19 protein-coding genes and 3 tRNA genes are annotated in these 21,834 nt (G+C 67.1%); 7 read left to right on the forward strand and 15 right to left on the reverse strand.

Annotated elements, in window-relative coordinates:
• The 3 genes from OSH07_RS08465 to OSH07_RS08475 form a co-directional block, all read right to left on the reverse strand.
• The coding region (locus tag OSH07_RS08465; RefSeq protein WP_266338652.1) for a GTP-binding protein at positions 1-95 on the reverse strand (95 nt) is incomplete at its 3' end.
• Between the two features lie 109 nt (positions 96-204).
• Positions 205-278, reverse strand: a tRNA-Gly gene (locus tag OSH07_RS08470).
• A 20-nt stretch (positions 279-298) separates the two neighbouring features.
• A tRNA-Tyr gene (locus OSH07_RS08475) sits at positions 299-383 on the reverse strand.
• 199 nt (positions 384-582) lie between these two features.
• Here OSH07_RS08475 and rlmB point away from each other — a divergent pair.
• The gene (gene rlmB, locus OSH07_RS08480) at positions 583-1,425 is read left to right on the forward strand and encodes a 23S rRNA (guanosine(2251)-2'-O)-methyltransferase RlmB (protein WP_266338205.1); all 843 of its coding nucleotides are present in this window, start codon (positions 583-585) and stop codon (positions 1,423-1,425) included.
• Positions 1,426-1,596: 171 nt separating this feature from the next.
• A tRNA-Thr gene (locus OSH07_RS08485) sits at positions 1,597-1,671 on the forward strand.
• Between the two features lie 101 nt (positions 1,672-1,772).
• Here the strand turns inward: OSH07_RS08485 and OSH07_RS08490 are convergent.
• Positions 1,773-2,417: an alpha/beta hydrolase family protein gene (locus OSH07_RS08490; RefSeq protein ID WP_266338206.1), complete on the reverse strand. Its 645-nt coding sequence runs from the start codon at positions 2,415-2,417 to the stop codon at positions 1,773-1,775.
• A 203-nt stretch (positions 2,418-2,620) separates the two neighbouring features.
• Between OSH07_RS08490 and OSH07_RS08495 the strand changes: the two genes are divergently transcribed.
• On the forward strand, positions 2,621-2,830 hold the full coding sequence (locus OSH07_RS08495; protein WP_266338207.1) for a hypothetical protein: 210 nt from the start codon (positions 2,621-2,623) through the stop codon (positions 2,828-2,830).
• Between the two features lie 39 nt (positions 2,831-2,869).
• On the opposite strand, the gene OSH07_RS08500 is transcribed toward OSH07_RS08495, so the two are convergent.
• The 7 genes from OSH07_RS08500 to OSH07_RS08530 all read right to left on the reverse strand — a co-directional run bounded on the left by OSH07_RS08500 (position 2,870) and on the right by OSH07_RS08530 (position 13,815).
• Positions 2,870-5,137, reverse strand: coding sequence for a cellulose synthase (locus OSH07_RS08500; protein ID WP_266338208.1), 2,268 nt, complete (start codon positions 5,135-5,137; stop codon positions 2,870-2,872).
• Complete coding sequence (locus OSH07_RS08505; protein ID WP_266338209.1) at positions 5,134-6,210, reverse strand: family 8 glycosyl hydrolase; 1,077 nt, start codon at positions 6,208-6,210, stop codon at positions 5,134-5,136. The genes OSH07_RS08500 and OSH07_RS08505 overlap by 4 nt, the downstream gene beginning before the upstream one ends.
• Positions 6,207-8,927, reverse strand: a complete 2,721-nt coding sequence (locus OSH07_RS08510) for a cellulose biosynthesis cyclic di-GMP-binding regulatory protein BcsB (protein WP_266338210.1) — start codon at positions 8,925-8,927, stop codon at positions 6,207-6,209. Before OSH07_RS08510 ends, OSH07_RS08505 begins: the two co-directional genes overlap by 4 nt.
• On the reverse strand, positions 8,924-11,128 hold the full coding sequence (gene bcsA, locus OSH07_RS08515) for a UDP-forming cellulose synthase catalytic subunit (protein WP_266338211.1): 2,205 nt from the start codon (positions 11,126-11,128) through the stop codon (positions 8,924-8,926). The genes OSH07_RS08510 and bcsA overlap by 4 nt, the downstream gene beginning before the upstream one ends.
• A gap of 110 nt (positions 11,129-11,238) precedes the next feature.
• Complete coding sequence (gene bcsN, locus OSH07_RS08520; protein WP_266338212.1) at positions 11,239-12,108, reverse strand: cellulose biosynthesis protein BcsN; 870 nt, start codon at positions 12,106-12,108, stop codon at positions 11,239-11,241.
• Positions 12,109-12,442: 334 nt separating this feature from the next.
• Positions 12,443-12,862 (reverse strand): HIT domain-containing protein, encoded by a 420-nt coding sequence (locus OSH07_RS08525; protein WP_266338213.1) that lies wholly within the window; start codon positions 12,860-12,862, stop codon positions 12,443-12,445.
• On the reverse strand, positions 12,859-13,815 hold the full coding sequence (locus OSH07_RS08530) for a UDP-glucuronic acid decarboxylase family protein (RefSeq protein WP_266338214.1): 957 nt from the start codon (positions 13,813-13,815) through the stop codon (positions 12,859-12,861). The genes OSH07_RS08525 and OSH07_RS08530 overlap by 4 nt, the downstream gene beginning before the upstream one ends.
• A gap of 321 nt (positions 13,816-14,136) precedes the next feature.
• On the opposite strand from OSH07_RS08530, the gene OSH07_RS08535 reads away from it, so the two are divergent.
• Positions 14,137-15,039 (forward strand): DMT family transporter, encoded by a 903-nt coding sequence (locus OSH07_RS08535; RefSeq protein ID WP_266338215.1) that lies wholly within the window; start codon positions 14,137-14,139, stop codon positions 15,037-15,039.
• Between the two features lie 140 nt (positions 15,040-15,179).
• Here the strand turns inward: OSH07_RS08535 and folD are convergent, their stop codons facing one another.
• Both folD and purU read right to left on the reverse strand, forming a co-directional pair.
• Positions 15,180-16,112 (reverse strand): bifunctional methylenetetrahydrofolate dehydrogenase/methenyltetrahydrofolate cyclohydrolase FolD, encoded by a 933-nt coding sequence (gene folD / locus OSH07_RS08540; RefSeq protein WP_266338216.1) that lies wholly within the window; start codon positions 16,110-16,112, stop codon positions 15,180-15,182.
• The gene (gene purU / locus OSH07_RS08545; RefSeq protein WP_266338217.1) at positions 16,084-16,944 is read right to left on the reverse strand and encodes a formyltetrahydrofolate deformylase; all 861 of its coding nucleotides are present in this window, start codon (positions 16,942-16,944) and stop codon (positions 16,084-16,086) included. The genes folD and purU overlap by 29 nt, the downstream gene beginning before the upstream one ends.
• A 176-nt stretch (positions 16,945-17,120) precedes the next feature.
• Here purU and OSH07_RS08550 point away from each other — a divergent pair, with 176 nt between their 5' ends.
• Complete coding sequence (locus tag OSH07_RS08550) at positions 17,121-17,813, forward strand: fumarylacetoacetate hydrolase family protein (RefSeq protein ID WP_266338218.1); 693 nt, start codon at positions 17,121-17,123, stop codon at positions 17,811-17,813.
• 96 nt (positions 17,814-17,909) lie between these two features.
• The gene (locus OSH07_RS08555) at positions 17,910-18,692 is read left to right on the forward strand and encodes an NAD kinase (RefSeq protein WP_266338219.1); all 783 of its coding nucleotides are present in this window, start codon (positions 17,910-17,912) and stop codon (positions 18,690-18,692) included.
• Positions 18,693-18,788: 96 nt separating this feature from the next.
• Here OSH07_RS08555 and OSH07_RS08560 read toward each other — a convergent pair whose 3' ends face one another.
• Complete coding sequence (locus OSH07_RS08560; protein WP_266338220.1) at positions 18,789-19,364, reverse strand: nitroreductase family protein; 576 nt, start codon at positions 19,362-19,364, stop codon at positions 18,789-18,791.
• 258 nt (positions 19,365-19,622) lie between these two features.
• On the opposite strand from OSH07_RS08560, the gene OSH07_RS08565 reads away from it, so the two are divergent.
• A complete protein-coding gene (locus tag OSH07_RS08565) occupies positions 19,623-20,618 on the forward strand; it encodes a hypothetical protein (protein WP_266338221.1) in 996 nt (331 codons plus the stop codon).
• A gap of 835 nt (positions 20,619-21,453) precedes the next feature.
• Here OSH07_RS08565 and OSH07_RS08570 read toward each other — a convergent pair.
• Complete coding sequence (locus OSH07_RS08570; RefSeq protein ID WP_266338222.1) at positions 21,454-21,813, reverse strand: hypothetical protein; 360 nt, start codon at positions 21,811-21,813, stop codon at positions 21,454-21,456.
• Positions 21,814-21,834 lie beyond the last annotated feature (21 nt).

Below are 21,834 nucleotides of genomic sequence, written 5' to 3' on the forward strand. Positions count from 1 at the left end.
ATCGCCGCGGTCAGCGAGGTCTTGCCGTGGTCAACGTGGCCGATCGTGCCAATGTTGCAGTGCGGCTTGTTGCGCTGGAATTTCTCTTTTGCCATCGACGTCGCTTCCTGTCGTCTCGTTCCTACGAGCCGGACGGCTCGAACTGCACCATCAAACCGCTGCGCAACGCGCTCAGATCGCGCCAGAAGCGCAAGGCTCAGTTGATGGAGCGGGTGAAGGGAATCGAACCCTCGTATTCAGCTTGGAAGGCTGCTGCTCTACCATTGAGCTACACCCGCACGCTAACGTTCCGTCGAAATGGTGGAGGAGGTTGGATTCGAACCAACGTAGGCTAAGCCAACGGATTTACAGTCCGTCCCCTTTAACCACTCGGGCACTCCTCCAAATCACTTCGGCAGAGCGTTACCGTTCAGGCAGTCACCGGACGAACCCGCCGGGCGGGTCGTTCGATGGGCGTCTTATGGCGACCTTGCCCGGCCCTGTCAACGCATATCCAACCAACTTCCACGGCTTCGGTGCATGGGCCCGAATCCGGCGGCCGGTTCGATTGCCGGTTTCGCGCGCCGCCCGTATAAGCGGGGCATGACCGACGAAAACAAACATAGCAAATCCCCGCGGCAACCCGGCCATTTCCGGGGCGGCAAGGGCAAGCCCGGCCAACACGGCCAACGCCGTTTCGGCTCCAACGCGCCGGCCGAACGCCGGCCCGATCAGCTGTGGATATATGGCATCCACGCCGTGGCAGCGGTGCTTTCGAATCCCCGGCGCAGGGTTTTGACGCTGCTGGCGACGCAGAATGCCGCAGCACGGCTCGTCGAGGAGGGCGCCTCCCTCCCCGCCGGCCTCAAGGACGCGTCGCCGCGCGATCTCGACAAACTGCTCGGCGCCGAGGCGGTGCATCAGGGCGTCGCCGTCGAAGTCGCACCTCTGGAGCCGCTCGATCTCGACGCGCTCGGCGACGCCCGCCTCGTCGTCGTGCTCGACCAGGTGACGGATCCGCATAATGTCGGCGCGATCCTGCGCTCGGCCGTGGCGTTCGGCGCCGATGCGCTGGTCACCACAGGCCGCCACGCCCCGACCGAGACCGGCGTGCTCGCCAAGTCGGCATCCGGCGCGCTCGAGCACATCGCGATGATCGAAGTGCCGAATCTCGCAACCGCGCTCACCGATCTCCGCGACATGGGCTACACCTGCGTCGGCCTCGACAGCGAAGGCACGACCTCGATCGAGGACGGCATGCAGGGCGACAGGATCGCCCTCGTGCTGGGCGCGGAAGGCAAGGGCCTGCGCCGTCTGACGCGCGACCGCTGCGACGTCGTCGCCCGGCTCGACATGCCTGGCGCGATCAAGAGCCTCAACGTCTCCAACGCGGCGGTGCTGTCGCTCTACCTGGCCCACCGCCATCTCGGCACGCCCACCGCCTGAGGCGGGCACGACTGCGAATCACGCGCGAGCCAACGCCTCCCGCGTGATTCCACCCCGCCGCCCTCCCCGCGCACGGCCAAAGCGGCAGCGGAGGGAAAAGCGATCGATTGCGGAAATCTGCGCGATCCGCGCTTGACCGGCGGGTGCGGTCCTCACTACACCCGTCACCGGGCCGGTTTAGCTCAGCGGTAGAGCAGCGGTTTTGTAAACCGAAGGTCGGGGGTTCAATCCCCTCAACCGGCACCATTTTCCAGAAAAGCCCACGCGTCCCCCAACGTTTCGCCTGGCTCCCGGCAGGTTCGCAGGTCGCGTCCCCTCCGCTCCGCCTGTTGCGACCGCTCTGGCTATCAGCGGTCCACCAACCCGTGGATCCAGCTCGATGCCCGGGCCGACATCGTCTTAAGATGGTCCGCCGCCGTGAAGCCGGAGACGCTCTTGCGCGGCTTCAGGTCGTGGTCGCCATCCTCGAGCCAGAGAACCTCGATTCGTGGCGACAGCGCATAGCCGCCAACCTCTTCCCGTGTTCCGAATTCGTCGCGCGTGCCCTGGCAGATCAGCGTCGGCGTCCGCAGCTCGACGAGATGGGCCGTGCGCAGTTCGTCCGGCTTGGTCGGCGGATGGAATGGATAGCCGAGGCAGAGCAGACCGGCGATCTCGCCGGCGGCATGGAATTCGTCGGCGACCATGCTGGCGACGCGCCCGCCCATCGACTTGCCGCCGATGATAAGCGGCGTCGAGGCGGCGAGCGCCGCAATCGCTTCGCGATATTCGGGCATCAGCCTGTCGGCGCGCGGCGGCGGCTTGCGGCCGGTTCCGCTCCGCCGCTCGGCCATATAGGCGAACTCGAATCGCGCGACACGGAGGCCCGCCGTCGCGAGCGCCCTCGCCGACGCCGTCATCGAGGCCGAATCCATCGGCGCCCCGGCGCCATGCGCCAGCAGGATGGTCGCCCGCGCGTCTTCCGGGCCATCGAAGAGAAAATTTCCTGTCATCTCGCCGCCCTCGCCTTCCGACATTCGAAGGCGCAAGTTTCGCCCATCCTTCAGGACGGCTCAATGCGGCCCTCCCACGCCCGGGGAAGCCCCGACACGCACGGATCACGGCGATATGTAGAAAGGGCGATTCGGCCGCGTGGTAGTCCTAGCGTGACGGCTGGCGGGCTGTTGCCCATCCCCGGAACGCAGGAGAGATCATCATGAAATCTTCAGCCTTGGGTCGTGCCCGACTGGCCGGCCTCGCCGTGATCATGGCAATGACCACACTGATGGCCACCTCGCCCGGCGAGGCCGTCGTCTATTGCCGCGCCGGCGCCTATGTCAGGGGCTGCGTCCAGCGTCCGCCTGCGGCGGCGCCCGCCGTCCGCTGCGGCCATGTCGGCTATACGCGCGGCTGCGTCGTCCGCTAGGCCCTATCCGAGGGAACGCAGCGCTGGCGCCGCGTCCGCTCAGTGCGGCTTCATCGCCTCGGCCAGCGTCGCCAGGGCGCGCTGCGCCTCGCGCGAGCCGGTGCCGGCGACCGCGACGAAGATCGTCTTGGCGTCGTTCCAACGGCGCAGGTGAAAGTAGGACCAGCCCCGCATCATCATCAGGTCGTTCTGCTCGGGTGCGATGCGCGAACGCTCGTCGAGCATCAGGAGCGTCTCGATGTAGCGGCCATCATTGTAGGAGCCGATGGCGCGCTGGGTCAGGATCTCGGTCTTGAGCTCGATCGCGCGCTGGACGGTCTGCGAGGTCTGCGCGGCGGAAGCTGCTGCCTGGTCCGTCAGCCCGGCGCGCAGATAGGCGAGCGTCTTGCCATAAGCGGCGTCCTGCGCGACCTGGCCGTAGCTGGTGCGGAGCGCGACGTCGAACGCGTCGGCCGCCTCGATCGGACGGTTCAGGTCCATCAGGCACCAGCCGCGATTGAGCGCGCTCATCGACGAAAGCAGCGCCGGACGCACTTCGCCGGTGCAGGTGCGGCCGCGGCTGCGGGAGGCATTGCGCGGGGCGGCGCGGCGCTCGGCCGGCTGGGCAGCGGCCTGCTGCCGGCGAGCCGGACGCGCCACCGGGGCGGGATCCGCCTCTTCCTCGTCGGCAACGGTCTCCACCCGCGCCGCCGGGGCGGGATCGTCGACCGCCACGGCTCCATCGGGACCGGGAATGGCCTCGGCGGCCGGGATCCGCTGCCGGGCCGCCTTCGGATCCGCCAGCGCGGCGATGCGCGGCGAACGCGGACCCCACTCCCGAATGATCTTCTCGAAGCCGGCCTTGTCCTTGAGCTTCTGGTTGGCGAGCGCCAGGCCATAGGCGGAGGGCTCGTCGTTCGGCATCAGCGACAGCGCGGTGGCGAACCAGCGGGCGGCGATCGCCGTCTGGCCGATCTTGTAGGCGTACCAGCCGAATTCCTGCGCGCCGGGGCCATACTTGGCGTCGCTGATCGCGGTGGCCATGCGGGTCAGCACGTCGCGCTCCAGCTTCACCGGCGGATCGATGGCGAGCGTGGCGGTCGCGACGACGAGATAGGCGTCGGTGTTTTCCTTGGTGGCGTCGCGCCACTTGTAGGCAGCGGTTTCGGCATCGACGGGCCGCTTCAGCGCGTTCAGCACATAGGCATAGCCGCGCGCGATCTCCGCCGTGTCGGCTCGCCCCTTGGCGAGTTCGAACCACTGCGCCGCACGGGTCGGGTCGTTGTGCTGGAACCAATAGGAGCCGAGAAGCACCGCATCGTCCGGGCCCGTGCCCTCCCGCACCAGCCGCTCGACGAGCGCGATATCGTCGGGCGCCACCGCGAGGCTCGGATCCTTGGCGCCGGCGGCGAGGCGGCGCCGGGCCAGGTCGCCCTTGACCGGCGCGAACTCGCCTTGCCCGTCCGGACCGGTGCGCTCCAGCTTGAGCAATTCGTTGAGCTCGGCATCGTCGAGATAGCCCATCGCCTTCTGGACGGTGGCGAGACGTTCCTTCGGGTCCTGGCAGTTCGTCAGGATGTAGACGCCGACATCGCGGGCGCGCGGCGTCCGCGCGGTCTTGGCGAAGCCTTCGGCGACGCGCCAGAGCACGTCGACATCGGCACAGGTCAGGAGAGCCGGCGTCGCGGCGGCGACCGAGACGACCGTGTTCCACTGCTGCGCGTTGGAGGCATTGACCAGCCGGTCGCGCGCCTCGCCCACTTCGAGGCGGGCGAGCAGGTCCGGCGGCACCTGCCAGTTGGGCTCGCGGGCGAGCCGTGCGGCGATGGCGCTGCGCACGGCGGCATACTGGCCGTCGCCATAGAGTTTCCACATCTGGTCAAGCACCGGATCGGAAATCGGCACCGGCGCCGAGAAATCGTCCGGCGGTGTCCAATCGGGGTTGAGGGCTCGAAGCCGGGCGATCTCCGCCTGCAGACGACGCTGGTCACCCTGGCGGGCAAAATAGCGGAGCGCAGTCTCGTCGACAGCGGGAGCTGCCGCCAGCGCCGGCGCCGGGGCGATGGCGGGGGCCGGCGCCGCAGGCGCGACAGCCGGAGCCGCGGGCGCCGCCGGGGCCTGCGCCATGCGGACGGTTCGCGTCGGCACGACCGGGACGCTCGCGGACGAGCCATAAAAGTCGGTGGCGGCGTCTTGCACCCGCCGCACCTGAAGCATCTGCGCGGTTTCGTCGCCCGCTTCCGCCGGCGACAGCGCCTGGTCGAGGAGATAGGCGCCTTCCAGGCCGATGACCACAAAGGCGCCGAGGATCAGGAGCTGCTGCTTCACAGGCATTCCGCGCGCCTTTCTTTCAGAAAGGACAAGGAGAGAAGGTGGAGGGTCGACGGGTAGTAGAGCGTCGGCGAGAAGGTCTTGAGGTCGTCCGGAACCGGCTTGCCGTCCCGCACGCAGGCCAGCGCCGCGGCGACGATGCGATAGCCGGGCTCGCCCAGCGTGCTCTCGACCGCGTTGGTCTTGACGTTGATCACGGCGGGACCCGGCTTGCCGGGTCCGAACCAGGCCTTTTCATAGGGCCCGAGCAGCGCGGCGTCGGTGATGCCGGCACGCAGGATGTAGAGCGGGATGCGGATGGAATTGTAGCCGAAGACGGGATCGAAGCCCTCGGCCGGCTCCACCCGCTTTTCATGCACCGTGATCCAGTCGGTCGGCAGATGCTCCTCGCCGAACTGCGCCTGCCGCAGCAGCGACAGGCCGGAATTCGCAAGTCCCTTCCAGTTGGTCGCCGGCGCCAGCTGTGCCATCACGGGAAACGCCTCGAAGATCCAGTAGGAGAGATTGACGATCGGCCCGTCCGGGCGCGCCGAGCGGCTGAAGCCATCGACGCCGGGCAGCAGCAGCTCCCGGCCGAGATCCTTCACCACGGTCTTCTTGCCGAGCGCGGTGGCGATCGCCGTGGCCGACTGGAGATAGCCCTTCTCCTTCCACGCCCAGCCCGCCTCGGCGAGCGCATAGGCGATCAGCAGGTCGCCGTCGCTGGCATTGTTGGTGTCGGGCACATGCGGCAGCGTCGGCCGCCAGCTCCAGACGGCCAGGCCGTCGTCGCGCAGGAGCAGTTCGGTGCGCGTGAAGCTCCAGATCCGCTCGAAGGCGGCGCGGTCATCGGCGGCGAAGGCAAGCAGCAGTCCGTAGCCCTGCCCTTCGCTGTGGCTGATGTCGCCGTTGGCGTCGTCGATGACGCGTCCGTTGGGAGCGACGAAGCGATCGCTGTAGGTCTTCCAGTCATCGGCCGAGACGGTGCCGCGCATGGTGAGTTGCTCCGCGTGGGCGGCCACCGCCACCGACATCAAGCCGCCGGCGATCAGGGATGCGACACCCGAAATGCGGAGGAAAGAACCAATCATGACCGTCTCCCCAGGCGTGCCAGAAGGCCCGTCGTGACAATGCCGAGAACGATACACAAAACCACCAGCCCGATCGCGTAGACCACGACGTTGCTGGACAGCCAGTTGGCGGCGATCAGGCGCAGATTCCCCGGCGCGACCGGCTGGGTCATCACGAATTCGAAGGTCAGCAGCGGCCGGCTCTCGATCGCGTCGGTCGTCGCGGAATATGTGGTGAGCGCCCCCCCGAGCAGCGGCCAGCGCTGGACCGTCGAGATCGACTGGATGCCGGTGATCAGCCGCTCCTCGGAAGGCGCCGTCAGAACGGTCCAGGTGCCGCCGCCGTTCGGGCTCGCCTGCTGCGCCACGATCAGGCTCGTCTTCGGCGCCGGGTCATAGGGAGGCGCCGCCGCCTCGCGCAGGCGGAAGGTCGAGAACGAGATGTCGAAATTGCGCTGCAGCCAGCCTTCGAAGCCGGCGAGCTGCCCCTGCAGCCCGCCGCCACCGACCTCGCTGCGCCAGCGATTGAAGGTTGCGCTGGTGTCCTCGGTCTCCGGGCTGGAGGCCGGCGCCTGGCCGATCTCGGTGCCCGGGCGATGCAGGGCGCCGTCGAGCGCCTCGAACCCGGCAGCAGCCGAGGCGGGCATGACACGCTTGCCCGCGCTCGTCTCGTCGCGCCAGCTGGTGCGGATGCTTTCCGCGACATGGACCTGGCCGAGCACGCTGGCGGGCATCTGTGCCGCCGTGCCGACGAAGATGGCGGAGCGGTCGCCGACGCTGGCGGCCGGCGTCGGCGTCAGCGGCACGATGCGGCCGGCCTGGATCGCCATCCGGGCCACCAGGCTCGCGGCTGCCGAATAGATGGTCGGATCGGCACGGCCGAGAACGAGTGCGCTCGGCTCCTCCGCCCGGTTGTAGGGGAAGGCCGTGCCGGCGAAGGCCGCCAGGTTGGGCCGGCGCCCGATGCGCGCGAAGTTCGGCATCGCGAAGGTGGTGGTGTCGAACAGCACGAAGCGCTGGCCGCCCGCCGTCGAACCGCCGGGCGCGCAGACTGCGTCCTCGGCCGTATCGAGCATCGCGTTGATCGAAATCCGGTTGACGCCCGGCCGGAAGTGGCGAAGCGGGACCTGGATCGGAAACTGGCGGTAGATGCCGCCCTGCTGCCGCGTGATGCGTGTCGTCGCCGCGATCTGGTCGTTCACATAGATGTCGATGTGGCTGGCCGGGCGGACGGCCGAGGTATAGGCCGCGTCGAGCAGCAGCGTGGCCTCGCCATAGGCCTCGGCGTAGAAATCGGAGGGCACGCCCACCGCGAATTCCGTATGGAAGCGGCGGCCGGAGAATTCCTGCGTGCCGGCGCCCGCATCGGCGATTCGGAAGCTGTCCTTGCCGGTGACAAAGCGGACGTCCGGCGAGAGCCAGGGCGCCGTGTTCATGACGGTGCGCACGACGCTGATCGGGCGATCGACCGCCGCCGCCATCGTCTCGATGGCCGTACCGATCTGACCCCAGTTGGCGCCGGAGACAACCAGGACGGACGTACCGAGCCTCTCATCATCGACGAAGCCGACGATCGGACGGGAGATCGCATCCGCGGGGGGATGCGTCAGGGCCGCGCTGATCTCGCTCGCAACGCCGAGCACGACGGTCAGCGAGCCGTCGCCATCCGGCTTGGTCACGGTCTCGGAGACCGTGACGACCGGGTTCGGATAGTTGCCGGTCAGGGCGAGCGCTTGGACGAGCTTCAGGAGATGCGGCGCGATCGTCGGCTGGTTGCTGCCGGGCGCGATGACATGGATCGGCGTCACGCCCTTCTCGTTGAAGCCGATGGCCGGCAGGTCGACGAGACCGCGCAAGCTGCGCGGCGCGTCGGCGCGCGCAAAAATCAGCGACGTCCCGGCGGGATCGATCTCGGTCCAGAGCTCGAAGGTGGACTGGACGGTGCAGTCGGTACGGTGGCGCTGCGCCACCTGGAAGCGGATCGTGTTGGCGCCGGCCTGCAAAAGCCCCGGCGGCACCATGGCCATCACGTCGCGGAACGATTCCGAGGACGAGAGCGCCGTCTCGAGCACGGGCTCGTTGTTGATCGAAACCCTCAGGCGCGACGCCTCGGGCATCACGACGATGGCGTTCTTGAACGAAACGTCGAGGCGCGCCGGCGTGGCGGCCTGATCGGCTGTCAGAAAGATCGCCCAGGCGCGCTGGTCCATCTCGCCCTCAAGCCGCATCGACGCGGAGGGAACGATGTAGCGGCGCTCGAAATTGGCCGGCAGCGCCGGCTTGGCCGCAGTCGCAGCCGCCACGTCCTGGGCCGGCTGCGGCGCGGGGGCCGGCGCTGGTTCCGGGGCGGCCTGGGCCGGCTGCGGCGCGGGCGGCAGTTCGACCGCCTCGGGCTCGGGGGCGACGGGGGCGATCTGGATCTCGCGGATCGGCTCGGGCCGGGCGGCCGCCGAAGGCTGCGCCGGCGCGACGGCCGGCGGCTGGGGAGCGGCGGCCGGCGCCGGCTGGACGGGGACAGGTTGGGCGGGCTGCGCCGGCTGGACGGGAGGCGCCAGCTGGAACGGAGCCTCGGGCCGGGCGACCGCGGCCGGGTTCAGCGCGGCGGGCGGAGCCGCCGGCGCCGGATTGGCGACGCGCTCGCCGCTCATATCGAAGGGTTGCGGCGCCTGCGCGATGGCCCAGATGGCGCTTGTGCCGAGCAGGCCGATGGCGAAGCCGGTGCGGATCAGCGTCTTCATGAATTCGGCTTTCCGGCGGCTGCGGCCACGGAAGCCTTGTCGGGCTGCGAGCGGCGGAACGATCTCAGGAAATAGGCGAGGCCGCGCCCGGTCTGGTAGACGGACAGACTCAGGAACCAGACGGTGCCGCGCAGGATTCCGATGTTGGTGCGGCGCGACCACTGGAACTTGGTCCAGAGATCGGAACTCGCGAACACAAGATCCGAGATCAACCGGTAATGGTCGGCGACGGAGGGCTCGTAGCGGACGCCGAGCATCACGCCTTCGGGCTTGCGGATCATGCTGCGGATGCTGATCGGCATGGACGGGGTCGCGATCTCGACATTCGTCTTGAAGCGCACGTCGCAATAGAGGTCGCGGGCGATCTCCGGCACCTTCACATTGCCGAGGTTGATGCGGGCGCCGCCGACCGAGGCGTCCTCGATCGTCGCCGGGATCACCTTGTCGCCGACGAGGATCTCGCAGCGGCGCTTGACGTCGACGCGGCGGCTGGCGCGGTTCTCCTGGCGCTCGGACACCACGCCAAGCGCGCAGCCGGCGATGATCAGGTTGAGCAGGTTCCAGCCGCCCACCACGAAGGCGACGTCGGCCTTCCAGGGCTCGTTGATGATGCGCCAGGCGGTCATCAGCACGGCGAACACCAGCACGGCGAAGATGATGAAGAACGGCCGCGACAGTTCCGAGACGCGGGCGACGTCGAGCGATTCGCTCTTGGAAGTCACCTTGAAGGTCGGCTTGCTCGGATTGAGGATGACCGAGAACAGTGCCGGCAGCAGGTAGACCGACTGCACATACTCATACAGCTCCGAGATCCACGGCCAGCGGAAGCGGCCATAGAGGTAGTTCTGCATCATCAGGTTCACGATCATGTAGGACGAGCTGTAGGCGACGAACTCGCCCGCCGATGCCGTGAAGATCTCGAGGTTGAAGAACAGGTAGCAGAGCGGCGCGAGCAGGAAGATCCAGCGCGTCAGCGGGAAGAACCAGAACAGCGTGCTCGACATGTAGCAAAGCCGCTGCGGGATCGAGAGACCGCGCTTGCCGGGCGGAAAGCGGAACCGCAGGATCTGGTACATGCCCTGCGCCCAGCGGCTGCGCTGGCCGATGAACGAGGCGAAGGTGGCGGGCTGCAGGCCGGCGATCAGCGGGCGATCGACATAGACGCTGTGCCAGCCGCTCGCGTGCAGCTCGAGCGCGGTCTCGGCGTCCTCGGTGATCGAGACGCCGGAGAAGCCGCCCGTCTGGTCGAGTGCCTCGCGGCGCAGCACCGCGGCCGACCCGCAGAAGAACGAGGCGTCCCATTTGTCGAGGCCGCGCTGGATGATGCCGTAGAACATCTCGTTCTCGGACGGCATCGTCTCGAAGGTGCGAAGGTTGCGCTCGACCGGGTCGGGGTTGAGGAAGAAGTGCGGCGACTGCACCAGGAAGAGCTTCGGATCCTGCTTGAAGTAACCGACCGTGTAGAGCAGGAAATCGCGCGCCGGCGCATGGTCGGCGTCGAAGACGACCACGAGTTCGCCTTTGGCGAACTGCAGGCCGTTGTTCATGTTGCCGGCCTTGGCGTGCTCGTTGCGCTCGCGCGTCAGGTAGCGGCAGCCGAGATCCTCGGCGAGCTTCTGCAGCGTGATGAAACGCTCTTCCGCCTCCTGCGCCGCCTGCATGTTCTCGGCGTTGCGCTTCTGGACGGTGCCGCCGTCATCGAGCAGCCAGACAGTCAGCTTCTCGGCCGGATAGTCCATCGCCTTGGCGGCCGCGAGCGTCGTCGCCAGCAGCTCCGGTTCTTCGTTGTAGGTCGGAACGAAGACGTCGACGGTCGGCAGGTCCGGGTCGGAGGACGAAATCTTGAGGTTGCGCGGCGGATGCGGAAGCATCACGACGAACAGGCTCAGGAACAGCATGAAAATGCTGTACATTTCACAGATGTAGACGAGAAAGCCGGGAATGAAGTTCTGCAGCTCGTTGATCGGCGGCAGCGTGCTGGTCGTACGCCAGTAGGCGTAGCGCAGCACCAGCGACGTGCCGAGCGCGAGCGCGATCTGGCGCCAGACGCCGCCGCTCGTGAAGGTCTTCAGGACCATCATCACGCCGAGCACCGCGGTGCCGGCGATCAGGTGCGCCTGCAGGCTGATAGGAAGGGTGATGAGGAAGGCCGTCGCCAGCGCCGCGATGGCCCAGAGCAGCCCGATGCCGATGCGTCCCATCACGAATTCCCCATTTCATGCCGGGAGCAAAGCCCGGACGGCCTTACGGCCGCACCGGGGCGGCTCCTGTCACCGAAATGCGCTGCGGCACCACACGTCATGTCATGCGCTCAAAGTTGGGGAGGCGGGACAGCTGCGAAATCGTCGAAGCGGCCGCTATCGGGCGCCGGCACCGGATCGGCGGCCTCGACGGGTGCCTTGCGGACGACACGGCGCACCGGAGCGGCCGGCGCTGGCGCCGGTTCCGGCGCCAGCTGCGGCGTCACCTGCGCGGTCGGCAGCACGGTCGTGCCGAGCCTGCCGAGATCGGCCGGGATCGGTGGCGCGCCGCCATAGGGATTCCAGTTGGCAGCCATGATGTAGGAGCTGATCGTCATGCCGGTCATCACGGCGAGCAGGTTGGCCTCGGTCGTGTTCGGCTCGCAGAGGCGGAGCCGCAGCGTGATGGTGCCCTGCCCGATCGTCATGTTGGAATCGAGATCGGGTGTGCGGATGCGCTGCCAGGCATAGATGCAGGTATCGCCCTGCGCCGAGCCGCCCATGGCATAGCCGAACGAACCGTAACGGTTCTGCGCGTAATAGGGCGAGACGCGCATCGGCACGCCCGGCAGGGCCTGGCGCATCTCGGCGCCGATGGCGCTCAGCGTGATCGCGGGATTGGCCTGGGTGTTCTCCGGCCCGGTCACCGATTTCACCGGCCCGAACAGCGTCGCCGTCACCATGTTCTGGCCGGGCGTGTGCGAGCGGTTGGAGAGGACGATCTCCTGGGTGGTCGAGTTGGCGTAGTGGCGCTCGATCACGCCGACGACGCCGGGACCGCCCGGCGGCATGTCGACGAAGGCCTTGTCGATGGTAACGCTGGTGGCGATCGAGCCCGACTGGATGTTGCGGCCGCCGATGCTGCCGCAGGCGGCGAGGCTCGCCAGCGCCAGGGCGCAACCGACCATTCCGAGGGGAGAGCGGGAAAAGGCCCGGTTCATCAGGCGGCACATCCCCGAGCGAGACCGGACGCCGCGCGGCGCCGCCCATTGACCCGGTTCCTAAGAATTCGCCGCATCGATCGTCCCCTGTGCGCCAGCAATTGCAATGTCCGGCCTGAACGGAACCCAGCCGGCTGCGACAGCCGATCAGCCCGGCTGCGAACAGCCACGGGCCTCGATGCTCAACCTCCTTCGAGCATGGTTAACAACCGGTTACCAAGGGATTGTTAAGGGCCGTTAATCTTGCACTGCGGCATAGGATCAACAGGGAAAAGTGCAGGCACGGGCTGAACTTGCGGCCGGGACCGCCGATCGCCCGCGCCCTCCATCACGGTTAACGCGCGGCCCCCAGATGATTCTGCAACCTGCGGACGAGATCGGCGCGCTCCACGTCCGGATAGGATTCGCGCGTCCCCTGCCCCCAGACCGGGCCGGGCCAGGCGGCGTCGTCGACGGAGCGGCCGATGACGTGCACATGCATCTGGCGAACAATGTTGCCGAGCGCGCCGACGTTCAGCTTGTCAAAGGTCGCAACCGCCCCGAGCGCCTCGCCGGCTCGCTTGATCTCGACGGCGAGCACGGCAAGTTCTGCCTCGTCGAGCTCGGTCCATTCTTCCAGTCCGGCCCTGCGCGGCAGGAGCAGGAGCCAGGGGAAGCGACGATCATCCATCAGACGCACCTGGCAGAGCGGCCACTCCGCCACCAGCACGCTGTCCGCGGCGATCCGCTCGGCGACTTCGAAAGCCGCGCTCACGCCGCATTCTCCGAAAGCAGCTTGTCGAAATAGGCGATGGTGTGCCGGAGTCCCTCGTCGAGCTCGATCGTCGGCTTCCAGTCGAGCAGCTGCCCCGCCAGCGTGATGTCGGGCTGGCGCTGGCGCGGATCATCCGAGGGCAAGGGCTGGAAGACTAGCTTCGAGGAAGAACCCGTCAGGGCGATCACCCGCTCCGCCAGCTGGCGGATGGTGAATTCGTTGGGATTGCCGATATTGACCGGCCCGGTGACGTCGTCGCCGGTCTCCATCAGGCGGACCATGCCGTCGAGCAGGTCGTCGACATAACAGAAAGAGCGCGTCTGCCGGCCCTCGCCATAGATGGTGATGTCCTCGCCGCGCAGCGCCTGCACGATGAAGTTCGACACCACGCGGCCGTCGTTCGGATGCATGCGCGGGCCGTAGGTATTGAAGATCCGCATCACCTTGATGCGCAGCTTGTGCTGGCGCCAGTAGTCGAAGAACAGCGTCTCGGCGCAGCGCTTGCCCTCGTCATAGCAGGAGCGGATGCCGATCGGGTTGACGTTGCCCCAGTAGTCCTCGGTCTGCGGATGCACGGAGGGATCGCCATAGACCTCGGAGGTCGAGGCCTGCAGGATCTTCGCCTTCACGCGCTTGGCGAGGCCGAGCATGTTGATCGCGCCATGGACGCTGACCTTGGTGGTCGCGACCGGATCGTGCTGGTAGTGCACGGGCGAGGCGGGACAGGCGAGATTGTAAATCTCGTCGACCTCGACATAGAGCGGAAAGGTCACGTCGTGGCGCATCAGTTCGAAGCGCTTGTGGCCGATCAGGTGCTCGATGTTGCGGCGGGAGCCGGTGAAGAAATTGTCGGCGCAGAGCACCTCGTCGCCGCGCGCCAGCAGCCGGTCGCACAGATGCGAGCCGAGGAAACCGGCGCCGCCGGTGACGAGTATCCGCTTGTTCGCGTGCATGAGTAACCCTTCGATTCGTGCGCGCCATACTGACCGCTCGCGCAGCGCCCGCCAATGCGGCCGATGCCCCGCGCCGGGGCTTTTCGGCCACAGGGGACCGAACAACATCATAACATCATCATGATGGCCCCGAATCGGCGCGAATACGCCTTGATTCCGTCATCGGCCGGGGTTTGCATCAGCTTGCAACCATGGCTGGCGAGTCTCGCCTGCCGGCCTGCCACCGCACACACCCGAGGCCGTCGTGTCCATCCCCGCCGAGAAGCGCTGCGTCGCCGCCGACGCGCGCTGGATCAGCCCGCTTCATCGGAGCGCGTGCTGATGTCTGCCGTGCTGCCATCCACCACCCACGAGCAGACAGAACGCGTCGTCGCCGGCATCCTCATCGCGCTGTCGGGCAACATCATGTTCGCTACCAGCGATGCGATCGTGAAGCTGCTGACGGCGCGCTACTCGGTGTTCCAGATCATCGTCAGTCAGGCCCTCTTCGCGCTGATCCCGCTGACGGTGATGATCCTGCGCAGCGGCGGCTTCGGCAGGCTCCGCGTGCATCATCCGCGCCTCGTGCTGCTGCGCGCCGCGCTCGCGGGCACCGCGACCGTGTTCGGCTTCTACAGTTTCTCGCAGCTGCCGCTGGCGGAAAGCTATTCGATCGCCTTCTGCACGCCGCTCTTCGTCACGCTGCTATCGATCCCGATCCTCGGCGAGAAGGTCGGGCTGCATCGCTGGGGCGCGGTCCTGGTCGGGTTCATCGGCATCATCGTCATGGTGCGCCCGGGCTTCGAGACCCTGCATGTCGGCCACGCCGCCGCGCTCGTCGGCGCCGGCCTTGGCGCCTTCACCGTGCTGGTCATGCGTCGCATCGCCCGCGAGGAGGCCCACGCCGTCATGGTGCTGGCGGTCGTCACGGGCCTGATCGCCGTCAGCCTGCCGGGCATGATCCTGACCTTCCGGATGCCGACCCTGCCCGACATGGCGCTGTTCGCATGCACGGGCCTGCTCATGGGCAGCGCCCAATTCTTCGTGGCGAAGTCGCTGTCGCTGGCGCCCGCCTCGGTCATCGCACCGATGCAGTATTCGATGATCCTCTGGGCCATCATCTACGGCGCGATCCTGTTCGGCACCCAGGTCGATCCGGTCATGGTGTTCGGCGCGGCGATCGTGATCGGCAGCGGCCTCTACATCATGCACCGCGAACGCCGGCGCGCACGGCTGGGTCGATAGCTGGAGTAAGCAAGCCCCTCACCCTGCCCTCTCCCGCCAGCGGGCGAGGGTTTCGGCCGGCAGCCTTCATCAAGACCCAGCGCTTCAACAGCTCAGTCGAGCCCCTCTCCCGCTTGCGGGAGAGGGTTGGGGTGAGGGTCCTAGAACGTCGGCTCCGGCTGGCCCGCCGCGCGGCAGGCGGCCACCAGCGTGTTGGCCATCAGCATGGCGATCGTCATCGGGCCGACGCCGCCCGGCACCGGCGTGATCGCCGAAGCGATCGCGGCCGCCTCGGCATAGGCGACGTCGCCGACGAGGCGTGTCTTGCCCTCGCCGCGCTCCGGCGCCGGAATACGGTTCATGCCGACATCGATGATCACCGCGCCGGGCTTGACCCAGTCGCCGCGCACCATCTCGGGCCGGCCGACCGCCGCGACGATGATGTCCGCCTTCCGGGCGAGCGCCGGCAGGTCGCGGCTGCGCGAATGGGCGACCGTGACCGTGCAGCTTTCCTGCAGCAGCAGTTGCGCCATCGGCTTGCCGACGATGTTGGAACGGCCGATCACCAGCGCGTCCTTGCCGGCGAGGTTTCCGCCGAGCACGCGCTGGATCAGCAGCAGGCAGCCCGCCGGCGTGCAGGAGACCAGCGCGCGATCGCGCTCGCCGATCGCAAGACGGCCGACATTGATCGGGTGGAAGCCGTCGACGTCCTTGGCCGGATCGATTGCCTCGATCACCTTCGACGTGTCGATGTGACGGGGCAGCGGCAGCTGGACGAGGATGCCGTGGATGGACGGATCGCGGTTCAGCTGGTCGACGATTGCCAGCACCTCGGCCTCGCTGGTCGAGAGCGGCAGCGTGTGCTGCACCGAATGGAAGCCGAGTTCCTTTGCCTTGCGCCCCTTGGCGCCGACATAGACCTGGCTCGCCGCGTCGTCGCCGACGAGCACGACGGCCAGACCGGGCGCGACGCCGCCGGCCGCGATCAGCCGGCCCGTCTCGGCCGCGACCTTGTCCGTGATCTCGGCGGCGACCGCCTTGCCGTCGATGACGGCTGCCGGAGCCTTAGCGGAAGACGACTGTCCGTGTGTCATTGAGAAGGACCCGATGCTCGATGTGGAACTTGACCGCTCGGGCCAGCACAGTGTTCTCGATATCGCGGCCAATGGCGATCATCGCCTCCGCCGACATGGAGTGATCGACGCGGCCGACATCCTGTTCGATGATCGGGCCTTCGTCGAGTTCGGCGGTGACGTAGTGCGCCGTCGCGCCGATCAGCTTGACGCCGCGCTCATGCGCGCGGTGATAGGGCTTGGCGCCCTTGAAGCTCGGCAGGAACGAGTGATGGATGTTGATGACGCGGCCGGCGAGCCGCGCCGACATGTCGTCCGAAAGAACCTGCATGTAGCGCGCGAGCACGACCAGATCGATCTTCTGCTCGTCGATCAGGGCGAGGATCTCACCCTCCTGCTCCGCCTTGGTGCGTCCGTCCATCGGAATGTAGTGATAGGGCAGCCCCTCGCCCTCGACCCGGCGGCGCATCGTCTCGTGATTGGAGACGACGGAGACGAGATCCATCGGGATCTGGCCGATCGAGTTGCGATAGAGCAGGTCGTTCAGGCAGTGCCCCATCTTCGAGACGAGGATCATGACGCGCGGCTTGACCTTCAGGTCATGCAGCTTCCAGTCCAGGTCATAGGCCGTCGCGACGGGCTCGAAGCCGCGCGAGAAGCTCTCGACCGTGGTTTCCTCGAGACCCGAGAACGAGACGCGCATGAAGAAGCGGCCGCTGTCAGCGTCGCCATACTGCGCGCTCTCGACGATGTTGCAGCCCTGCGAGGCGATGCAATTCGCCACCGCCGCGACAATACCTCGACGATCGCCGCACGACAGGGTGAGGACAAAACGCGCGGGGTCGACTGACATGGGTCTACTAAGCCTCTTTGGAATGCGGCGGAGCCGGGCTCCGCAGGCGGGCAGCACTAGCGTCCGAGCCGCCGCGCCGCAACAGACAACTGCGTCGCACGAGGGAAAACCGCGAAACGCTTGCGCGCGCGGGCGGGCTCGGGACAGAGTGGGCGCGCCGCATACAGGAAATCGTCATGACCGAACCGAACTACGTCGTTGCCCCGCCGCCGAGCGTCTCGGTCGCGGTCCGCGATTCGACGGCCCGCTTCCCGGTGCATCGGATCTATTGCGTCGGCCGCAACTATGCCGCGCACGCGCGCGAAATGGGCCATGACGGCCGCGAGCCGCCCTTCTTCTTCCAGAAGAACCCCGACGATCTCGTCGAGGCGGGCAAGCCGGCGCCCTACCCGCCCCAGACGGCCGACCTGCATCACGAAGTGGAGCTGGTGGTCGCGCTCGCCGAAGGCGGCAGCGACATCGCGGTCGAAGACGCGCTTGCGCATGTCTATGGCTATGCGATCGGCCTCGACCTGACGCGCCGCGACGTGCAGGCCGAAGCGAAGAAGGCCGCCCGTCCCTGGGCAACGGCCAAGGCCTTCGCGAATTCGGCGCCGATCGGGCCGATCGTTCCGGCCTCCGCAAACGGCCACCCCAAGTCCGGCCGGCTGACCGCGACCGTCAATGGCGAGCCGCGCCAGGACGGCGACATCGCCGACATGATCTGGTCGGTGCCGGAAATCATCTCCCACCTGTCGCGCTGGTTCCTCCTCGCGCCGGGCGACCTGATCTTCACGGGCACCCCGGCCGGCGTCGGCGAACTGAAACGAGGCGATGTCGTCGTCGGCGCGATCGAAGGTCTGGGCCAGCTCGAGGTTCGGATCGTTTGAGGCAGGGCTTCAACGGTTTTGAAACATGCCGATGGCATGATAGGGCCGACGGGTAGGCATGGCGGCCGCGACGACCGTCGCGGCTCGGAGGAACGAATGGCGATCGAACCGGTGCAGCATGGGGCGATCGCCTTCATCGCCAGCACGACAGCGGACGCGACCGAGGCGCAGGCGCGCCTGACGAAGCTCTATGGCGGCGTCGATCCGGAAGCGGCGGACATCATCGTCGCGCTCGGCGGCGACGGCTTCATGCTGCAGACGCTGCACCGCTTCATGAATTCGGGCAAGCCGATCTACGGAATGAACCGCGGCTCGGTCGGATTTCTCATGAACGAGTTTCGCGAGGATGGCCTGCGCGAGCGGCTCGCCGCGGCCGTGCCCTCGACGCTGCATCCGCTGCGCATGGACGCCCACGACGCCATGGGCAACGAGCACCGCGCTTTCGCCATCAACGAAGTGTCGCTGTTCCGCCAGTCCTACCAGACGGCGAAGCTGCGCATCTCGATCGACCAACAGGTCCGGCTCGAGGAACTGATCGGCGACGGCGTGCTGGTTTCGACGCCGGCCGGCTCGACCGCCTACAATCTCTCGGCGCATGGGCCGATCCTGCCGATCCACGCGCCGCTGCTGGCGCTGACGCCGATCAGCGCCTTCCGGCCGCGCCACTGGCGTGGCGCGCTGATCCCGGACCGCGTCACCGTGTCGATCGACGTGCTGGAGCCGGAAAAGCGGCCGGTCAACGCGGTCGCCGACCACACCGAGATCAAGTCGGTCCTGAAGATCGCAATCAAGCAGGACCGGCGCGCCAAGAGCCTGATCCTGTTCGATCCCGGCCATAGTTGGGACGACCGCATCCTGGCCGAGCAGTTCCGCTACTAGTCTGCCGTCGGCCGGAACAGTCCCTCACCCCAACCCTCCCCCGCGAGCGGGAGAGGGTTGGGTGAGGGCTTTCTTTTCGAAGGGAGGCCGTCCGGCTCAGGCGACCGGCGACCACTCGCTGACGATATCGGCGAGCGCGGGGCGCGGACGCTCGAACGGATCGGTATTCGGCGTGCCGACATAGACGAGCCCGACCAGGCGCTCCGTATCGGCGAGGCCGAGCACGCGGCGCGCCTCGGCGTCATAGGTGACCCATTCGGTCAGCCACTGGGTGGCGAAACCCATCGCATTGGCAGCGACGATCAGGTTCATCGCCACGGCGCCGGCCGACATCAACTGTTCCCATTCCGGGATCTTCACATGCGGCGCGGCGCGGCTGACCACGGCTACCACCAGCGGCGAGCGCAGGAAGCGGTTCTTCTCATGCGCCAGCGACTTCTCATCGATGTCGGGCCGGTTCTTCAGCAGCACAGCCGCCGTCGCCTCGCCTGCCGCGGCGCGCGCATCGCCCCGGAACAGGATGAAGCGCCACGGCGCGAGCTTGCCATGATCCGGGACGCGGCTGGCGATGGTCAGCAGGTCGGTCAGTTGTTCCGGCGTCGGGCCGGGCTCGACGAGGTTCATCGACGGGAACGAACGGCGTGTCTTCAGAAGCGAAATCGTATCTGTCATGGGGACCGCGAACACGGAGGACGGGGAACTGGCGGGCGGCTTGCGACGGGCAAGGCGCGGCTGGCTGCCCCTGACATCGGACGAATCCGTCCCCATTACAACCCCCGGCCCGCCGCCGGCCGCCGCGCCCTCTGGCGGATCGGCCGCGACGCAGCGCGTCCGAGGTCTTGAAATCGCCACGCTGATCGGGCTCTAACGGGACACGGCACGATCGATCGAGACTGGGACCCGGATTTGCGCGAGAACGCTTCACAATGGTTGCTGCGGCAGGCCCGGACTGCGGGAAGCGCCAGCTTCATCGTTCTCGCGCTCTGCACCGGCCCCGCGCTCGGGCAGGACGCGCCGCCGATCCCGCCAGCCGACATTCCTGATGGCGCGGCCCCATCCGATCCGATGTCGCTGACGCCGCTGCTACCGGAGAAGATCGATCCGGCGGCGCTGCTCAAGACCGGCAAATCGGACATGACGAGTTCCAAGCCGACCGAGAACCGGCCGCAACCGGGGCTGATGCTCGAAGCCAAGCTGGTCGATGGCGGGCCGACGATCCCCAAGGGCGTCGTCTGGCGCGTCTTTTCGAAGACGCCAGGCAAGGACGGCAAGTTGCCGCTCGTCCGCGAGGTCGAGGGCGGCGCGGTCAGCCTGCCGCTGAAGCCGGGCGATTATGTCGTGCACGCCGCCTATGGCCGCGCCGGCGGCATGAAGCCGATCAGCTTCACCGGCGGCGACGAATACGAGACGCTGGTGCTCAATGCCGGCGGCCTCAAGCTGGACGCGCTGGTGGGCAAGGACCTCGCGCCCATCCCCAACCTGGTCAAGTTCGACATCTTCCCGGGAGACGGGGCGTCCGGCGAGGACCGTTCTCCGCTCGTCCCGGCGCTGCGCGACGACCAGATCGTGCGTCTGAACGCCGGCACCTATCACATCGTCAGCCGCTATGGCGACGCCAACGCCATCGCCCGCGCCGACATCGTCGTCGAGGCCGGCAAACTCACCGAAGTGCGGATGTTCCACCAGGCGGCGCGGATCACGCTGAAACTGGTCTCTGAAAGCGGCGGCGAGGCCCTCGCGAACACCTCGTGGAGCGTGATGACGCCGGCCGGCGAAACCGTTTTCGACAGTGCCGGCGCCTTTCCGGACGTGGTGCTGGCCATCGGCGACTACACGGCCATCGCCAAGCACGACAACCAGATCCACGAGCGCAACTTCAAGGTCGAGCCCGGACTCAATCGCGAGATCGAGGTTCTGGCGAAATAGGCCAGAGCTTGGCCCTTTCCCTGCCGCAAAAGCGCGCCCGTCGTGCTCGACAGGCCCTGGCCGGGCCCGGACTGGCCGGATCCTACCCCTTTCGACTTAGACGATGACGGTTGCCGCCTCGGATCTACTTGGGGCGCCACTTTGCAGCGGCTTTCCGGACGCGGAAGTCGATCACGACCACTTCGGTTCCAAATGGCGTTTTGCGCGACATTGACGTAACGGCAACCCCATGACGGGCCGTCGTTTCTCTGCCCGGACGTAAAGAAGCCTGTAGATTCCGCGCGTGCATCGCGCGCTCTCACAACTGCGTTACACTTGGGCAGTGCCGGGCGAGTTCGGCCCAGTCCGTTTCATCCCATGAATTGGCGAAGCCGAATTAACCGGATATTCACCATAGTGAACGGCGTCATATTTTTTTCGTTAAAGCGAAATTTGAAACAATCCACAGCTATTTTTGGGCAACGAGCCCGCACCTGCGAAACGCAGATCCGATCTGATGCCGGAGATCACTCTCCCAGTCACGGTGAAATCGCATCGCTTTTCCCAATCAATTCTTCAAATATTCTGATGAAAAAGCCGCCCATCGAATGGATACTTGTACTTCGATACTGCCCCGATCCCCTTCAATACAGGACCGGAATGGCCTAGTTTTGGGCACTGGAGAACGAAGCTCTGGCAGGGGACTTCGCCCTCTCGACTCCTTTTGTATTTTGTATTTTGGACAAGGGGTTCACATCATGTTTCGGCGAATGAATTCGCCTGTCCAATTGCTTGGACCGGCATCGCGATTTATTGCCCTCGCAGCAGTCCTTTGGATGGTGGCCCCGCCCCTCACCTACGCCCGCGGCCACGGCTCCAGTTCATCCCCCAGCAGCACTAGCGGCACCACCGGCGGGTCGAGCACCTCGACCAGCAGCAGCGGCGCGCAGACGTCGCAATCCGACGGCGGGTCGGCCACCGCGGCCGGAGCCGGCACCAGCGCCACCGCCAGCGTCTCGAACGAAGGCGGCGTGATGCAGGCCTCGTCGTCCGCGACGGGCGCCGCCGGCGCTTCGGCGACCACGCCGACCGACGAAACCTCGGCGACCGCCGGCACGACCGTGACCGCCGTCGCCGTCGCGGGCGACACACCGACCGCGACGACCTCGTCCGGCACGGAAACCACCGCCACGGCCATCGGCGGCAAGAATCCCACGACCACAGCCACCGGAGGAAC

This window comes from Kaistia nematophila (assembly GCF_026343855.1).
GTDB lineage: Bacteria > Pseudomonadota > Alphaproteobacteria > Rhizobiales > Kaistiaceae > Kaistia > Kaistia nematophila.

Bases quoted from the DNA above. Each gene is read 5' to 3' on its own strand.
- rlmB (WP_266338205.1), top strand. From the start codon at position 583: ATGACCGACGAAAACAAACATAGCAAATCCCCGCGGCAACCCGGCCAT.
- OSH07_RS08490 (WP_266338206.1), bottom strand. From the start codon at position 2,417: ATGACAGGAAATTTTCTCTTCGATGGCCCGGAAGACGCGCGGGCGACC.
- OSH07_RS08495 (WP_266338207.1), top strand. From the start codon at position 2,621: ATGAAATCTTCAGCCTTGGGTCGTGCCCGACTGGCCGGCCTCGCCGTG.
- OSH07_RS08505 (WP_266338209.1), bottom strand. From the start codon at position 6,210: ATGATTGGTTCTTTCCTCCGCATTTCGGGTGTCGCATCCCTGATCGCC.
- OSH07_RS08510 (WP_266338210.1), bottom strand. From the start codon at position 8,927: ATGAAGACGCTGATCCGCACCGGCTTCGCCATCGGCCTGCTCGGCACA.
- bcsA (WP_266338211.1), bottom strand. From the start codon at position 11,128: ATGGGACGCATCGGCATCGGGCTGCTCTGGGCCATCGCGGCGCTGGCG.
- bcsN (WP_266338212.1), bottom strand. From the start codon at position 12,108: ATGAACCGGGCCTTTTCCCGCTCTCCCCTCGGAATGGTCGGTTGCGCC.
- OSH07_RS08530 (WP_266338214.1), bottom strand. From the start codon at position 13,815: ATGCACGCGAACAAGCGGATACTCGTCACCGGCGGCGCCGGTTTCCTC.
- OSH07_RS08535 (WP_266338215.1), top strand. From the start codon at position 14,137: ATGTCTGCCGTGCTGCCATCCACCACCCACGAGCAGACAGAACGCGTC.
- folD (WP_266338216.1), bottom strand. From the start codon at position 16,112: ATGACACACGGACAGTCGTCTTCCGCTAAGGCTCCGGCAGCCGTCATC.
- purU (WP_266338217.1), bottom strand. From the start codon at position 16,944: ATGTCAGTCGACCCCGCGCGTTTTGTCCTCACCCTGTCGTGCGGCGAT.
- OSH07_RS08550 (WP_266338218.1), top strand. From the start codon at position 17,121: ATGACCGAACCGAACTACGTCGTTGCCCCGCCGCCGAGCGTCTCGGTC.
- OSH07_RS08555 (WP_266338219.1), top strand. From the start codon at position 17,910: ATGGCGATCGAACCGGTGCAGCATGGGGCGATCGCCTTCATCGCCAGC.
- OSH07_RS08560 (WP_266338220.1), bottom strand. From the start codon at position 19,364: ATGACAGATACGATTTCGCTTCTGAAGACACGCCGTTCGTTCCCGTCG.